Below are 15684 nucleotides of genomic sequence, written 5' to 3'. Positions count from 1 at the left end.
CCTATACCGCCTTCACCCTGAGCTCCCGCGGCAGGGTGAAGGTGATGTGTTCCGGCTCGCCTTCCAGCTCGACCTCATCCGTGGCGCCCCAGCTCTGCAGCTGGTCGATGACGCCGCGCACCAGGACCTCGGGGGCCGAGGCGCCGGCGGTGACGCCGATGCGCTGCACGCCTTCGAACCAGCTCTGCTGCAGGTCTTCGGCGCCGTCGATGAGATAGGCCGGGGTGCCCAGGCGCTCGGAGAGTTCGCGCAGGCGGTTGGAGTTGGAGCTGTTGGGGCTGCCCACCACCAGTACTACGTCGCTTTCCAGCGCCAGGGTCTTCACGGCGTCCTGGCGGTTGGTGGTGGCATAGCAGATGTCGTTCTTGCGCGGGCCGTTGATGTGGGGAAACTTGGCGCGCAGGGCGTCGATCACAATGCGGGTGTCATCCATCGACAGGGTGGTCTGGGAGACGTAGAACAGGGCTTCGGGGTTGCGCACCTCGAGCCTTGCCACGTCTTCCTCGTCTTCCACCAGGTAGATGGCACCGCCGGCACGATCGTCGTACTGGCCCATGGTGCCTTCCACTTCCGGATGCCCGGCGTGACCGATGAGGATGCACTCCTGGCCGTCGCGGCTGTAGCGTGCGACTTCCATGTGCACCTTGGTCACCAACGGACAGGTGGCGTCGAAGACCTTGAGGCCACGCTCGGCGGCCTCGCGGCGCACGGCCTGGGAGACGCCATGGGCGCTGAAGATAAGGATGACGTCGTCCGGTACGTCGGCCACGTCTTCGACGAAGACGGCACCACGGGCGCGCAGGTTGTCGACCACGAACTTGTTGTGCACCACTTCGTGACGCACATAGATGGGCGGACCGAAAACGTCCAGCGCCCGGTCGACGATGTCGATGGCGCGGTCCACGCCGGCGCAGAAGCCGCGGGGATTGGCGAGCTTGATCTGCATAGGCTCCTCTGCCCGCTTCACGGGCGGCGTTGGATCAATGGGAGACGGCAGGCTCGATGGCCAGGATGTCCACGTCGAAGGTCAGCACACGGCCGGCCAGCGGGTGGTTGAAGTCGATGATCACCTGCTCGTCGTCGTAGCTCTTGACCACGCCAGGCATCTCGCCGCCGGCGGCGTCGCCGAAGATGATCAGCAGACCGGGGGACAGCTCCATGTCACTGAAGTCGTCCCGCGCCATGGTCTGCAGGTTGCCGTCGTTGGGCTGGCCGAAGCCGCGCTCCGGCGGAATGGTCAGGCTGGTCTTGGTACCGGCTTCGAGGCCGAACAGCGCCTGCTCGAAACCGGGCAGCAGATTGCCGTCGCCCACGGTGAAGGTGGCCGGCGCCTTGTCGAAGGTGCTGTCCACCACGTCGCCATTCTGCAGCTTGATGGCGAAATGCAGGGTGACCCGGGTATCCGGGCCGATGGTGATCTCAGCCATGGGCTTCCTCGGGCTTCTTCTTGCGGAACATGTCCAGGGCCAGCATCACGGCACCGACGGTGATGGCGCTGTCGGCCAGGTTGAAGGCTGGGTAGTACCACTCCTGGCGCCAGTGCACCAGGATGAAGTCGATGACATGGCCCAGCACCAGGCGGTCATAGAGATTACCCAGGGCACCACCGAGGATCAGGGCCAGGGCGATGGCGGTCCAGGTGTCGTTGCGCAGGCGCTTGAGCCAGACCACCAGGACCACGCTCACCACCGCGGCGATGCCGGCGAAGAACCAGCGCTGCCAACCGGAGTGATCGGCCAAGAAACTGAAGGCGGCGCCCGGGTTGTAGGCCAGGGTCCAGCTGAGGATGTCCGGAATCACCGGCACCTGCTGGTAGAGCGACAGGTTGGCCTGGAAGTAGAGCTTGGTCAGCTGATCCAGCAGGATCACCAGCACGCTCAGGGCCAACCAGGGCAAGGCACCGAAACGCTGGGCGTCACGCATGCTCGCGCACCTCGCCGGCACCGTAGACGTTGGTCACGCAGCGCTCGCAGATCTCCGGGTGCGCGGCGTCCTGGCCGACACTGTGGCTGTGGTGCCAGCAACGGGCGCACTTGGGTGCCTCGGACTTGCGCACCACCAGCTTGAGTCCGCTCAGTTCGCTGGTCACGGCGCCTTCCGGGGCCTTTTCCAGCGGCTGGACAGCGGCCTGGGACGAGATCAGCACGAATCTGAGTTCGTTGCCCAGGGCCTCCAGCACCGTCTGCAGGGCGCTGTCGGCGTAGAGGGTGATCTCCGCCTGCAGGCTGCCACCCAGGGTCTTGGCGGCACGCTGGTTCTCGAGCTCCTTGTTGACCGCGGCCTTGACCGCCATCACCTGATCCCAGTAGGCGCGATCCAGGGTCGCACCCTCAGGCAGGTCGAAGAGGCCGTCGTACCAGGTGGTCAGCATCACCGATTCTTCACGCTCGCCCGGCAGGTACTGCCAGATCTCGTCGGCGGTAAAGGACAGGATGGGCGCGATCCAGCGCACCAGGGCCTCGGCGATGAGATACAGCGCGGTCTGGCAGGAGCGCCGCGGCAGGCTGTCGGCGCCGGTGGTGTACTGGCGGTCCTTGATGATGTCTAGGTAGAAGCCGCCCAGCTCCTGCACGCAGAAGTTATGCACCTTCTGGTAGACGTTGAGGAAACGGTACTCGGCGTAGGCCTGCTCGATTTCCTGTTGCAGCAGCAGGGCGCGATCCACGGCCCAGCGATCCAGGTCGATCATGTCCTCGGGCGCGACCCGGTTGACCGCCGGATCGAAGCCGGACAGGTTGGAGAGCAGGAAGCGCGCGGTGTTGCGGATGCGGCGATAGGAGTCGGCACTGCGCTGCAGGATCTGGTCGGAAACCGCCATCTCGCCGGTGTAGTCGGTCGATGCGACCCAGAGGCGCAGAATGTCGGCGCCCAGGCTGTCGATGACCTTTTGCGGAGCGACCACGTTGCCCAGCGACTTGGACTGCTTGCGGCCCTGCTCGTCCACGGTGAAACCGTGGGTCAGCAGTTCCTTGTAGGGGGCATGGCCGTCGATGGCGCAACCGGTCAGCAGCGAGGAGTGGAACCAGCCGCGATGCTGGTCGGAACCCTCAAGGTAGAGATCGGCCACCGGACCCTGGTCATGGGCCAGCTCGGCATGGGAGCCACGCAGCACGTGCCAGTGGGTGGTGCCGGAATCGAACCAGACATCGAGGGTGTCGCGACTCTTGTCGTACTGGCCGGCTTCTTCGCCGAGCAGTTCCGCGGGATCGAGCTTGAACCAGGCTTCGATGCCCTCGCGCTCGACGCGCTGGGCCACCTCTTCCATCAGCTCGACGGTACGCGGGTGCAGCTCGCCGCTTTCCTTGTGGGTGAAGAAAGGAATCGGCACGCCCCAGTTGCGCTGGCGCGAGATGCACCAGTCGGGCCGGCCGGCGATCATGCCGTGCAGCCGCGCCTGGCCCCAGGCCGGGACGAACTGGGTCTGTTCGATGGCCGCCAGGGAGCGCTCGCGCAGGGTGGCGCCCTCGTTGGGCTGCTTGTCCATGCCGACGAACCACTGGGCGGTGGCGCGATAGATCAGCGGGGTCTTGTGGCGCCAGCAGTGCATGTAGCTGTGGTTGATCACCTCGTGCTTGAGCAGGGCGCCCGCCTCTTCCAGCGCGCCGACGATGCCCGGGTTGGCCTTCCAGATGAACTGGCCGCCAAACAGCGGCAGCGACTCGGCGTAGACACCGTTGCTCTGCACCGGATTGAGGATGTCGTCGTTGCTCAGGCCGTACTGCTTGCAGATGCGGAAGTCGTCTTCGCCGTAGGCAGGCGAGCAGTGCACGATGCCCGTACCGGCGCCCAGCTCGACGTATTCGGCCAGGTAGATGGGCGACAGCCGCTCGTACAGCGGATGACGGAAGTTGATCAGCTCCAGGGCGGTACCCGGGGCAGTGGCGATCACCTCACCCTGCAGCCCGTAGCGCACCAGGCAGCTTTCCACCAGCTCTTCGGCCAGCAGCAGCAGGCGATCACCGACGTCCACCAGCGCATAGGTGAACTCGGGATGCACGTTGAGCGCCTGGTTGGCCGGGATGGTCCAGGGGGTGGTGGTCCAGATGACGATGGCGGTGGGCTTGGCCAGCGCATCGAGGCCGAAGGCAGCGGCCAGCTTGTCGGCATCGGCGACCGGGAAGGCCACGTCGATGGCGTCGGACCTCTTGTCCTGGTACTCCACCTCGGCCTCGGCCAGGGCCGAGCCGCAGTCGAAGCAGAAATTGACCGGCTTGAGGCCCTTGAAGACGAAGCCCTTCTTGACCAGTTCGCCCAGGGCGCGGATCTCGCCGGCCTCGTTGGCGAAGTTCATGGTCAGGTAGGGATTGCTCCAGTCACCCAGCACGCCCAGGCGGACGAAGCCGGCCTTCTGCTCTTCGATCTGCTCGCTGGCATAGGCGCGGCAACGCTCGCGGGTCAGGTCCGCCGGCTGATTCTTGCCGAAGGTGGTCTCCACCTTGTGCTCGATGGGCAGACCATGGCAATCCCAGCCCGGCACATAGGGGGCATCGAAGCCGGCCAGGGTCTTGGAACGGGTAATGATGTCCTTGAGGATCTTGTTCAGCGCATGACCGATATGGATGCTGCCGTTGGCATAGGGCGGACCGTCATGCAGGATGAAGGTCGGACGGCCCTTGCCGATGGCGCGCAGCTTCCCGTACAGGTCGATGTCCTGCCAGCGCTTGAGCGCTTCCGGCTCGCGCTGCGGCAGGCCGGCTTTCATCGGGAATGCCGTTTCCGGCAGGTTGAGCGTCGCTTTGTAATCGGTCATGTCAGTCCAGGCTCGTTGACGGTTGCCCCTGCCAGTAGGCGCGGGCCGTGGCGACGTCCGCTTCGATCGCCGCCTTGAGGGCCTCCAGAGAGGCGAATTTCTGTTCGTCGCGGACCTTCTGCACGAAGGTCACGCTGAGGTGGCGGCCATAGAGGTCGCCGGCAAAGTCCAGCAGATGGATCTCCAGGTGCGGACGGCCATCGCCCTGCACCGTCGGCCGCTGGCCGATGTTGGCCACGCCCGGCACCACCTGCCCATCGATCAGGCTGCTGACCAGATAGACGCCGCGCAGCGGCGGTCGGCGCCGCTTGAGCTGGACATTGGCGGTCGGCCAACCCAGCTGACGCGCCAACTTCTGGCCGTGCAATACCCGCCCCGAGAGGCTGTAGGGGCGGCCCAGCATGCGCGCAGCCAGGGCCAGATCGCCGTCGGCCAGGGCCTGGCGGATGAGGGTACTGCTCACGCGCAGGCCGTCCAGCTCGACAGTGGTGGCGGCTTCCAAGGTGAATCCGTGGTCGCGGGCAGCCAGATTCAGGTAGGTGAAGTCGCCGGCGCGATCACAGCCGAAGCGGAAGTCGTCACCGATCTCCAGGTGCTTCACCCCCAGGCCGCCCACCAGCACCTGCTGGACGAAGGCCTCGGCGGACAACTCGCGTAGCCGCCGGTTGAAATTCAGGCAGAGCACGTTGTCGACGCCATGGCGCGCGAAGCATTCCAGCTTCTCGCGCAGACGGGTCAGGCGCACCGGCGCGATATCGGGCAGGAAGAATTCACGCGGCTGCGGCTCGAAGATCACCACGCAACTGGGCACCCCGAGCTCCGCCGCCCGCTCACGCAGCCGCGCGAGGATGGCCTGGTGCCCCAGGTGAACCCCGTCGAAGTTGCCGATGGTGGCAACGCAGCCCTTGGGAAAGGCGTCGAGATGATGGAGACCACGAAACAGCTGCATGGGTAGGTATTGCTCAGAAATTAATCGATTATATCTGGATGCCTGCCGCGAGGACAGGCGCACACCCGGCCTTGTGCAATCACAGCACCGCTCGCCGATTGAAGTCGCGTACGCGGAAGCCGAGCAGGAACAGACTGGCGAAATAGGCCAGCACCCCCGCCGCGACCAGACCGCCCAGGCGCAGCAGGCGCTGCCACATCAGCCCTTCGCTCCAGCTGGGCAGGACCTGCATCAGGCCGAACAGCACGGCGCTCATCACCACCACGGCGATCAGCAGCCGCAGCAGGAAGCCCGTCCAGCCGGCCTGAGGGATGAACAGGTTATGGCGGCGCAACTGCCAGAACAAAAGGCCGGCGTTGAGGCAGGCCGCCAGACCTATGGCCAGGGCCAGGCCGACATGCTGCAACGGACCGATCAGGATCAGGTTGAGCACCTGGGTCACCGCCAGGGTGAAAATGGCGATCTTCACCGGCGTCTTGATGTTCTGCTGGGCATAGAAGCCCGGCGCCAGCACCTTGACCAGGATGATGCCGAGCAGCCCCACGGCATAGGCGACCAGCGCCCGCTGGGTCATCAGGGCGTCATGGGCATCGAAGCGGCCGTACTGGAACAGCGAGACGGTCAGGGGCTCGGACAGCAACGCCAGGGCCGCCGAGCAAGGCAGCACCAGCAGGAAGCACAGCCGCAGGCCCCAGTCGAGCAGCCGCGAATACTCCTGGCGATCGGCCTTGGCGTAGGTGCGCGACAGCGCAGGGAGCAGGATGGTCCCGAGCGCCACGCCGAGCACCCCCGAAGGCAACTCCATCAGGCGATCGGCGTAGTACATCCAGGACACCGAGCCGGCTGCCAGGAAGGAGGCGAAGATGGTGTTGATGATCAGCGAGATCTGGCTGACCGATACCCCGAGGATCGCCGGCCCCATCTGCTTCATGACCCGCCAGACACCGGTATCGCGCAGATTCAGCCGCGGCAGCACCAGCATGCCGATGCGCTTGAGGTGCGGCAGTTGATAGAGGAACTGGGCCAGGCCGCCCACCAGGGTCGCCCAGGCCAGCGCCATGATCGGCGGATCGAAATAGGGCGTCAGGAACAGCGCGAAGATGATCATGCTGATGTTGAGCAGGGTCGGCACGAAGGCCGGCACGCTGAATCTGTTCCAGGTATTGAGCACGGCGCCGGCCAGGGAGGCCAGGGAGATCAGCAGGATGTAGGGAAAGGTCACCCGCAGCAGGCTGGAAGTGAGGGCGAATTTCTCCGGGGTATCGGCAAAGCCCGGCGCGGTGATCCAGATCACCAGGGGCGCGGCCAGCATGCCCAGCACCGTGACCACCGCCAGCACCAGGGTCAACAGGCCACTGACATAGGCCAGGAAGGTACGGGTGGCCTCCTCGCCCTGCTGGGCCTTGTATTCGGCCAGGATGGGCACGAAGGCCTGGGAAAAGGCGCCCTCGGCGAAGATGCGGCGCAGGAGATTGGGCAACTTGAAGGCGACGAAGAAAGCGTCGGTGGCCATGCCGGCGCCAAAGGTGCGGGCGACGATGGTGTCGCGCACGAAACCCAGCACGCGGGACAGCATGGTCATGGAGCTGACGGCGGCCAGGGACTTGAGCAGATTCATGGCAGGGAGAGGACTCGGTGAACGCAGCGGGACGTGACGAAAGAAGCGCGCGAGCGCAGTCGTGCGATGGACACAAGCGATCGAGTGTAACGAGGCCCTTCATCGGCGACCAGCCGGATATCCATCCAGACAGCCTTGACAGCCGCCGCCAGGGACGTCAAGATTCGCGACCTTAATTTAGCTCTGTACTTGCTACAGAGTTCGCTCTGTACCCAATACAGTCTTTTTCGAAGGAGCTCCACGGTGGCTAACTCCCCCTCCGCCAAAAAACGCGCCAAACAGGCTGAGAAGCGTCGCAGCCACAATGCGAGCCTGCGCTCCATGGTGCGTACCTACATCAAGAACGTCGTCAAGGCGATCGAAGCCAAGGACCTGGAAAAAGCCAAGTCCGCTTATGTCGCTGCCGTCCCGGTCATCGACCGCATGGCCGACAAGGGCATCATCGACAAGAACAAGGCCGCTCGTCACAAGAGCCGCCTGAACGCTCACATCAAGGCCCTGGCTACCCCCGCCGCTGCCTGATAAGCGTTCGAATAAAAAACCGGCCTAGGCCGGTTTTTTATCGCCTGCGATTCGAAAACCCAACGCCTCCGGAGAGGCGCCAGGATCGGCGATTGTCAGACCAGGACCAGATTGTCCCTGTGGATCAGTTCGGGCTCGTAGACATAGCCCAGCTCGACGACGATGGCATCCGAGGGCCGCCCCAGTATGCGCCGGGCCTCGGTCGCACTGTAGTTGACCAGACCACGCGCCACCTCGCGCCCATCCGGACCGACGCAGGCGACCATCTCGCCGCGCCGGAAGCTGCCTTCCAGCTCCCGCACACCTACCGGCAACAGACTGCGATGACCGCCTACCAGGGCCTGCACCGCGCCGGCATCCAGGCGCAGGGTGCCTCGCACCTGCAGATGCCCGGCCAGCCACTGCTTGCGCGCCGCGACCAGGCCGCGCTCGGGTGACAGCAGGGTCCCCAGCTGCTCGCCCTGCTGCAGGCGACTGAGCACCTGCTGGATACGCCCGCCGACGATGACGGTATAGGCACCGGAACGCGCTGCCAGACGGGCAGCACGCAGCTTGGTCTGCATGCCGCCACGTCCCAGGGCACCGCCGGTACCGCCAGCGACCAGATCCAGGGCCGGATCGTCGGCACGCGCCTCGCTGATGAGGCTGGCGTCGGGGTTGTTGCGCGGATCGGCGTCGAACATGCCATCGCGATCGGTGAGGATGACCAGCAGATCGGCCTCGACCAGGTTGGCCACCAGGGCGGCCAGGGTGTCGTTGTCGCCAAAACGGATCTCGTCGGTCACGACGGTATCGTTTTCGTTGATCACCGGCACCACGCCCAGGCTCACCAGGGTCCGCAAGGTACTCCGGGCGTTGAGATAGCGCTTGCGATCGGACAGGTCGTCATGGGTCAGCAGGATCTGCGCGGTCTGCACCTGGTGCTCGGCAAAACTGGATTCCCAGGCCTGCACCAACCCCATCTGCCCCACCGCCGCGGCCGCCTGCAACTCGTTGATGGCGGTCGGGCGCTGTGCCCAGCCGAGCCGGCTCATGCCAGCCGCCACCGCACCCGAGGACACCAGCACCAGTTCGACGCCCGCCTGGTGCAGGGCCACCATCTGCTCGACCCAACCGGCCATGGCCCCACCGTCCAGACAACGACCGTCGTCGGTCAGCAGGGCACTGCCGATCTTCACCACCCAGCGCTGGGCGCCAGACACCTGATCACGCATGGGCAAGCTCCTTTCTTACCGTACGTAGAAGATTTCCGGACCGTCGCCGTCGTCTTCGTCATCGAAGTCGTCATCGGCATCGTCCACCGCCTTGACGCCGGAACGGCGCAGGGCACGCTGGTCATCCAGCGCCTGCAGCCGTGCCCGCGCCTCGTCCTCGATTCGCTGATCGAGTTCTTCCAGCGCTTCGGCATAGGCCGGATCCTCGGCGAGGCGCAGGGTGCGTTCGTCGAGATACTGCATGATCGCCTGGCAGAGCTGCTCGGTCCCTTCACGCTCCAGCGCGGAGATGACAAAGACCGGACCCTGCCAGTCCAGGTGCTCGACCACCGCCTTGAGGCGTTCTTCGCGCTCGTCATCGAGCAACTGATCGGCCTTGTTCAGCACCAGCCAGCGGTCACGCTCGCCCAGCGCCGGGCTGAACTTGGTCAGCTCGTTGATGATGGTCTCGGCAGCTTCGGCCGGATCGCTCTCATCCAGGGGCGCCATGTCGACGAGGTGCAGCAGCAGTCGGGTTCGCGCCAGGTGCTTGAGGAAACGGATCCCCAGACCGGCGCCTTCGGAGGCACCCTCGATCAGCCCTGGAATGTCGGCGACCACGAAGCTCTTGAAGCGCCCCACGCTGACTACACCCAGGTTCGGCACCAGGGTGGTGAAGGGATAGTCCGCCACCTTGGGCTTGGCCGCCGACACCGCACGGATGAAGGTGCTCTTGCCGGCATTGGGCAGGCCCAGCAGACCGATGTCCGCCAGCACCTTGAGCTCCAGCTTGAGATCACGCTCTTCACCGGGCTTGCCAGGCGTGGTCTGCCGGGGCGCACGATTGGTGCTGGATTTGAAACGGGTATTGCCGAGGCCGTGCCAGCCGCCCTGGACCACACGGATGCGCTGACCGGGCTGGGTCAGGTCACCGATGATTTCCTGGGTCGCCGCATCGATCACCGTGGTGCCCACGGGGACCGGCAGCACCAGGTCTTCACCCTTGGCGCCCGTGCACTCGGTGCTCCCGCCCTTTTCACCGTTCTGCGCGGTGAAACGCCGGGTGTAACGGTAATCGACCAGGGTGTTCAGGTTGATGTCGGCTTCGAGCCAGATCGACCCGCCATCGCCGCCGTCACCGCCATTAGGGCCACCCTTCTCGATGAATTTCTCCCGGCGGAAACTCATCATGCCGTTGCCGCCGTCACCCGCTTTTACGTGTATGGATACTTCATCGACGAATTTCATCTGGACCTCCCGCGCTCGCGGGCCGCTGCAAACAAGGAACTAGTGTGGTGCTTCAGAAGTTCGCGCAAGAATTGGCGAGTGATTTTTTGACCTGGGCTAGGCGCCGCGACGAGTCATAGCAGGGCTATGGCGAGGAGCGGCAACAACGCCCAGGCCGAAAAAGCGCCGCCAAAATTGTGCAGGTAACTTCTGAAACACCACACTAGCTTAACTACAAACGAAAAAGCCCCGTCGGGTAGACAGGGCTTTTCTTTCGTCACAGGCCTTAGGCGGCGGCGACGATGCTCACGTAACGACGGCCGAAGGCGCCCTTCACGTCGAACTTGATCACGCCGTCCACTTTCGCGAACAGGGTGTGATCCTTGCCGAGGCCCACGCCGTAACCGGCATGGTACTGGGTACCGCGCTGACGTACGATGATGTTGCCGGCCTTGACGACCTGGCCGCCGTACAGCTTCACGCCAAGGCGTTTGCTTTCGGAATCGCGACCGTTACGAGTAGAACCACCCGCTTTTTTGTGTGCCATGAGTCAATTCTCCGTTAGAGGCGAGATCAGGCCTGGATGCCAGTGATCTTGATTTCAGTGAACCACTGACGGTGGCCCTGACGCTTCATGTGATGCTTACGACGACGGAATTTGATGATGGTGACCTTGTCGTGACGGCCCTGGGCGGTCACTTCGGCGGTCACTTTGGCACCATCAACGACCGGCAGACCGATCTTGACGTCGTCACCGTTGCCAACCAGCAGAACCTGGTCGAAGGTGACGGTTTCACCGGTGGCGATGTCGAGCTTCTCGACCTTCAGGTATTCGCCTTCGGCGACCTTGTATTGCTTGCCACCGGTAACGATAACTGCGTAGGACATGGTAAATCTCCGTTAAACCTGCTCACCCGGTGCTTTATAGGAGGTATCGTCGACCGGCATGGCTGCACGGGACCGGAAGGACCGCCGCGCAATTGCGTAAGACAGGGGGTCAACCCTAGGAATGTTCAGGGCCCGCGATTCTACGCAAGCCCAGGCCAGGAGGCAAGAGCCGCCCGCCCCCGCCTTGACAGCCCCCCACCCCACCCCTAGCATGCCGCGCAACCTCGTTCAGCGGCCATGCCGGGCCGGTGCCCAGCCTAAATCGGCAGGAGCGGCGAGCCGCGGGAGCGCGATGGCAATCCCTGGGCATGGCACTCGTGCCGGTCCCTAGGGCATAGTCTGGCGGTCATGCGCCATCCGGCCGCCTGAATATTGCCCGGACCTCCAGTGGACACCTCTCAATGACGCAGCAATCCCAGTCCTTCTATCGCGTGGTGACGGACGATTTCGCCGCCGTAGACGGCATCATCCGCCAGCAGCTGACCTCGCGCGTGCCGCTGGTCGAGAAGATTGGCGACTACATCGTCTCCGCGGGTGGCAAACGCCTGCGTCCGCTGCTGGTGCTGCTGGCCGGCAAGGCGCTCGGGCGAGCCGACCACGACCTGCAGCTGCTGGCGGCGACCATCGAATTCCTGCACACCTCCACCCTGTTGCACGACGACGTTGTCGATGCCTCGGGGATGCGACGTGGCCGTTCCACTGCCAACGCCCTCTGGGGCAATGCTCCCAGCGTTCTGGTCGGCGACTTCCTCTATGCCCGCTCCTTCGAGATGATGGTGGCGCTGGGTTCCATGGAGGTGATGCGCATCATCTCCCAGGCCACTCGCGTCATCGCCGAGGGCGAGGTGCTGCAGCTGTCGAAGATCCGCGACGCCAGCACCACCGAAGAGATCTACATGGAGGTCATTCGCGGCAAGACCGCCATGCTCTTCGAGGCCTCCACCCACAGCGCGGCGATCCTGGCCGGCGCCAGCGCCGAACAGGCGGACGCCCTGCGCCGCTATGGCGATCATCTGGGCGTGGCCTTCCAGCTGGTCGATGACCTGCTCGACTACCAGGGCGACGCCGTGGCCCTCGGCAAGAACGTCGGTGACGACCTGGCCGAGGGCAAACCGACCCTCCCGCTGATCGTGACCATGCGCGAAGGCACTGCCGAACAGGCCGCGCTGGTACGCCAGGCGATCCGCCAGGGGGGCAGCCAGGATCTGGAAGGCGTGCGCGCCGCCGTCGAAGCCGCCGGCGCCCTGGACTACACCGCGCGCAAGGCGCAGGAATTCGCCGAGCGGGCCATCGCCTGCCTGGATGCCCTGCCCGCCAGCGACTATCGCGACGCCCTCGCCGACCTGGGTCGCTTCTCGGTGGCCCGTACCCACTGAGGCCTGCCGTCGACTGAAAAGCCCGCCGTCGCCAGACGGCGGGCTTTTTCATGTCCGACTAAAAAAGTCAGGTAATCGGCTTGCTATTTTGTGAATAAGAATTATTCTCATAAATAGCACAGCAGGAGCTCTTGCCATGACTTATCTGATCGACGCCTGGCTGGACCGGCCGCATCCCTATCTGCGTATCCTCAACCGGGAAACCGGCCAGGTCTGCGCGGAGCTGGACGAGACGGCCCTGGAAGAACTCAAGGACCTGGGCGAGCTGGATCTGCACAGCCTCACCTCCAGCGAACCGCGGGTGGTGAAGGAGCAGATCCGTCAGGTCTTCCTGTTCAGCTACGCCCTGGCGCTGCGTCCGGAAAACGAAGCGCTGCGCCTGGACTGCTAGCGTTAGAGAACGTCGAGCAACTCGACGTCGAACACCAGCACGCTGTGCGGCGGAATGCCACCGACGCCCTGGGCGCCATAGGCCAGTTCGCTGGGCACGTGCAGGCGCCACTTGCTGCCGGCCGGCATCAGTTGCAGGGCTTCGGTCCAGCCGGCGATCACGCCGCCCACCGGAAACTCGGCCGGCTGGCCACGCTGGTAGGAGCTGTCGAATACGCTGCCGTCGATGAGGGTACCGTGATAGTGAGTACGCACCTGGTCTTCGCGGGTCGGCGTAGCGCCTTCACCCTGGGTGAGCACCTCGTACTGCAGACCGGACGGCAGCACCACGACGCCAGGGCGCTCGGCATTGGCCTTCAGGTAGTCGACGCCTTCCTGGGCGGCAGCGGCGGCCTTGACCTGGGCTTCCGCCTGCATGCGCTCGCGGATGACCCGGAAGCTGGCATTCAGCGACTCGACGTCCACCCGGGAATCCTGGCCATCGAAAGCCTCGTTGAGACCGGCGAGCACGGCCGCCAGCTGCATGCCGGGGACCGGATTCTGGCGCAGCTGATCGCCCAGCTGGCGGCCGATGCCATAGCTGACGCGGGCTTCGTCGGTGTCGAGCAGGATGTCGTTCATAGCAGCCTTTCCATCGTCAAAAAGGAGCCGAGCCTAGCACATCAGGGACTCGACTCGCCGCCGCCCAGACTGCCACGTTGCCGGCGACAGCGCTCGGAGCAGTAGCGCACCTCGTCCCAGTTGCGCGCCCACTTCTTGCGCCAGGCGAAGGGCCGCTGGCAGACCAGACAGCGCTTGGAGGGCAGATCGCCCTTCTTCATAGGGATTCTCCTGCGTCGAGACGCGCCAGCAGTGCCTCGCCTCGCTGCCAGAGCGCCTGTTGCCGCTCGGGAGTCTGACGATCGAGATTGCGATAGAGATTGAGCATGCGCGGATAGTGGGCGAAGCGCCCGCGATGGCGGATCAGGAAATGCCAGTAGAGGGCATTGAAGGGACAGGCTCGCTCGCCCAGGGCCTCGCCGATCTGATAGCGACAGCCCTTGCAGTAGTCGGACTGCCGGCGGATGTACTGGCCACTGGCGCAATAGGGTTTGCTCGCCAGATAGCCGCCGTCCGCGTGCATCACCATGGCCTGGGTGTTGGGCAGCTCGACCCACTCGAAGGCATCCAGGTAGACCGCCAGGTACCACTCACCGATGGCCTGGGGCGCGATGCCGGCCAGCAGGGCGAAGTTGCCGGTGACCATCAGCCGCTGGATATGGTGAGCGTAACCCAGCGCCAGGGTCTGGCCGATGGCCTCACGCATGCAGGCCATGGCGGTCGTCCCGGTCCAGTAGAACTCTGGCAGCGCCCGGGTATTGCCCAGCACATTGAGTTCCCTGTAGTAGGGCATGCGCAGCCAGTAGACGCCATGGACGTACTCGCGCCAGCCGATCAGCTGACGCAGAAAGCCCTCGGCGCTGTTGAGCGGCACCCTGCCCTCGCGATAGGCAGCGTCCACGTCTACACAGAGCTGACGCAGGTCCAGCAGCCCGATATTGAGCGCCGCGCTGATCCGGGCGTGATGCAGATAGGGCTCGCCACGGGCCATGGCGTCCTGGTAGCTACCGAAGTCGCGCAGGCCCGATGCCAGAAAGTGCTGCCAGAGGCGCGCGGCATCGGTACGGGTCACCGGATAGTCGAAGCCGTCCAGCCGACCATAATGGTGAGCGAAGCGCTGCCCGACCAGATCGAGCACGTCCCGGGTACAGGCATCGGGCGGACAGCTGAAGGGCTCGGGAACAGGATGGTCTTTAGGCAGGGTCTTGCGATTGTCCTGGTCCAGATTCCAGACCCCTCCACAGGGTTCGTCCGCTCCTGCCATCAGCCACCCGTGGCGCCTGCGCATGCCGCGGTAGAAGGCCTCCATCCGCAACTCGGTACGGGACCCGGCCCAGCGGGCGAAGGCGCCGCGGCTGCAGAGGAATCGGTCGTCACCGTGCCATTGCACAGGCACTGCCAGATCGAGGCCCCGCAACGCTGTTCCAGACGCCATTCGCCGGCCTCGGTCAGGTGAGCCTCGCGCGCCCGTCTCCTTTGTCCAGAAAGCGATCTCGGCCGGCAGCGAGCCCTGGTTGTCTGGTTCATCCAGGGTGCGGTAGTGGACCCGGAAGCCACGCGCGCGCATCTCGCTGGCAAAGTGGCGCATGGCGCTGAAGATCAGGGCGATCTTGCGCGGGTGGTGCGGGACGTAGCTGGCTTCTTCCTGGACCTCGGCGAGCAGCAGCACGTCTTGCGCGGGATCGGCATCGCGTAGGGAGGCCAGCCGGGGCGACAGCTGATCGCCAAGAACCGGAAGCAGGCGCCGAACGGCGCCCGCGCTCAAGAGGCGTTCCGGTAGTTCAGCGGGATCTTCAGGGGTTCGGCCGAGCGTGGCGCCATGCCGACCATCTCGTCATAGGCGCTGTGCTGGATGAGAAAGCACGGCAGTGCCGGCAGGTCGGCCAGCAGACGTCGGGCCTGGGCGGCGGAGCCCAGGCGGTAGAAGTGGCCATCCCGCCCGGTTAGCCGCGTGCGACCGTCCTGGGTGAGTACCTCGAGTACGTAGAAACCGCCCTCGATGGACAGCAGATTGAGTTCACGGACCTCGCCGGCCTGGGCGCGCTGGGTCAATTCCGGCAATTGCATGGAAACCTCCGGGTCGAGATCGACACCAGGGGTGGTGTCGATCGGCAGCTGTGAGCATGCGACAACCTAGGACAAGCAAGCGTAGCGGCGCAATCCACAAAGCG

The 15684-nt window shown here is 64.8% G+C and carries 17 protein-coding genes; 3 read left to right on the top strand and 14 right to left on the bottom strand.

The features are described 5' to 3' along the window. Nucleotide 1 precedes the first annotated feature (1 nt). From ispH to murJ, 6 genes are all read right to left on the bottom strand, one after another. Nucleotides 2-946, bottom strand: a complete 945-nt coding sequence (gene ispH, locus RCF34_RS17600) for a 4-hydroxy-3-methylbut-2-enyl diphosphate reductase (protein WP_308709324.1) — start codon at nt 944-946, stop codon at nt 2-4. Between the two features lie 34 nt (nt 947-980). Beyond that, nucleotides 981-1427, bottom strand: a complete 447-nt coding sequence (locus tag RCF34_RS17595) for a peptidylprolyl isomerase (RefSeq protein WP_187980260.1) — start codon at nt 1425-1427, stop codon at nt 981-983. Continuing rightward, nucleotides 1420-1923: a signal peptidase II gene (gene lspA, locus RCF34_RS17590; protein ID WP_133861310.1), complete on the bottom strand. Its 504-nt coding sequence runs from the start codon at nt 1921-1923 to the stop codon at nt 1420-1422. Before lspA ends, RCF34_RS17595 begins: the two co-directional genes overlap by 8 nt. Beyond that, nucleotides 1916-4750, bottom strand: a complete 2835-nt coding sequence (gene ileS, locus RCF34_RS17585) for an isoleucine--tRNA ligase (protein WP_308709323.1) — start codon at nt 4748-4750, stop codon at nt 1916-1918. Before ileS ends, lspA begins: the two co-directional genes overlap by 8 nt. Nucleotide 4751: 1 nt before the next feature. Then, complete coding sequence (gene ribF, locus RCF34_RS17580; protein ID WP_308709322.1) at nt 4752-5699, bottom strand: bifunctional riboflavin kinase/FAD synthetase; 948 nt, start codon at nt 5697-5699, stop codon at nt 4752-4754. Nucleotides 5700-5778: 79 nt separating this feature from the next. Beyond that, the gene (murJ, locus tag RCF34_RS17575; RefSeq protein ID WP_308709321.1) at nt 5779-7317 is read right to left on the bottom strand and encodes a murein biosynthesis integral membrane protein MurJ; all 1539 of its coding nucleotides are present in this window, start codon (nt 7315-7317) and stop codon (nt 5779-5781) included. 243 nt (nt 7318-7560) lie between these two features. Here murJ and rpsT point away from each other — a divergent pair, with 243 nt between their 5' ends. Further along, nucleotides 7561-7839, top strand: a complete 279-nt coding sequence (rpsT, locus tag RCF34_RS17570; RefSeq protein ID WP_007160795.1) for a 30S ribosomal protein S20 — start codon at nt 7561-7563, stop codon at nt 7837-7839. A 95-nt stretch (nt 7840-7934) separates the two neighbouring features. Here rpsT and proB read toward each other — a convergent pair whose 3' ends face one another. The 4 genes from proB to rplU all read right to left on the bottom strand — a co-directional run bounded on the left by proB (nt 7935) and on the right by rplU (nt 11147). Next, entirely contained in the window at nt 7935-9053 is a 1119-nt protein-coding gene (proB, locus tag RCF34_RS17565; RefSeq protein WP_308709320.1) for a glutamate 5-kinase, read from the bottom strand. 15 nt (nt 9054-9068) lie between these two features. Next, complete coding sequence (gene cgtA / locus RCF34_RS17560) at nt 9069-10280, bottom strand: Obg family GTPase CgtA (protein ID WP_133861314.1); 1212 nt, start codon at nt 10278-10280, stop codon at nt 9069-9071. Nucleotides 10281-10545: 265 nt separating this feature from the next. Then, a complete protein-coding gene (gene rpmA, locus RCF34_RS17555; protein ID WP_007160792.1) occupies nt 10546-10806 on the bottom strand; it encodes a 50S ribosomal protein L27 in 261 nt (86 codons plus the stop codon). A 26-nt stretch (nt 10807-10832) separates the two neighbouring features. After that, entirely contained in the window at nt 10833-11147 is a 315-nt protein-coding gene (gene rplU, locus RCF34_RS17550) for a 50S ribosomal protein L21 (RefSeq protein WP_007160791.1), read from the bottom strand. A 401-nt stretch (nt 11148-11548) separates the two neighbouring features. On the opposite strand from rplU, the gene RCF34_RS17545 reads away from it, so the two are divergent. Both RCF34_RS17545 and RCF34_RS17540 read left to right on the top strand, forming a co-directional pair. Beyond that, the gene (locus RCF34_RS17545; RefSeq protein WP_308709319.1) at nt 11549-12523 is read left to right on the top strand and encodes a polyprenyl synthetase family protein; all 975 of its coding nucleotides are present in this window, start codon (nt 11549-11551) and stop codon (nt 12521-12523) included. Nucleotides 12524-12659: 136 nt separating this feature from the next. Beyond that, on the top strand, nt 12660-12914 hold the full coding sequence (locus RCF34_RS17540) for a hypothetical protein (RefSeq protein ID WP_308709318.1): 255 nt from the start codon (nt 12660-12662) through the stop codon (nt 12912-12914). Between the two features lie 2 nt (nt 12915-12916). Here the strand turns inward: RCF34_RS17540 and RCF34_RS17535 are convergent, their stop codons facing one another. From RCF34_RS17535 to RCF34_RS17520, 4 genes are read right to left on the bottom strand one after another with little or no spacing between them, the layout of a single operon-like run. Beyond that, nucleotides 12917-13534, bottom strand: a complete 618-nt coding sequence (locus tag RCF34_RS17535) for an FKBP-type peptidyl-prolyl cis-trans isomerase (RefSeq protein WP_308709317.1) — start codon at nt 13532-13534, stop codon at nt 12917-12919. A gap of 41 nt (nt 13535-13575) precedes the next feature. Continuing rightward, nucleotides 13576-13734, bottom strand: coding sequence for a DUF2256 domain-containing protein (locus RCF34_RS17530; protein WP_308709316.1), 159 nt, complete (start codon nt 13732-13734; stop codon nt 13576-13578). Beyond that, entirely contained in the window at nt 13731-15278 is a 1548-nt protein-coding gene (locus tag RCF34_RS17525; RefSeq protein WP_308709315.1) for a cryptochrome/photolyase family protein, read from the bottom strand. Before RCF34_RS17525 ends, RCF34_RS17530 begins: the two co-directional genes overlap by 4 nt. After that, nucleotides 15275-15580 carry a DUF6482 family protein gene (locus tag RCF34_RS17520; protein ID WP_064308082.1) on the bottom strand — a complete coding sequence of 102 codons (306 nt, stop codon included), beginning with the start codon at nt 15578-15580 and terminating at the stop codon, nt 15275-15277. Before RCF34_RS17520 ends, RCF34_RS17525 begins: the two co-directional genes overlap by 4 nt. Between the last annotated feature and the right edge of the window lie 104 nt (nt 15581-15684).

Source organism: Pseudomonas sp. 102515 (assembly GCF_031085165.1).
In the GTDB taxonomy this organism is placed as follows: domain Bacteria; phylum Pseudomonadota; class Gammaproteobacteria; order Pseudomonadales; family Pseudomonadaceae; genus Chryseomonas.
Note: the sequence above shows the minus strand (reverse complement) of the source record. Positions and strands in the feature narration are given on the sequence as shown.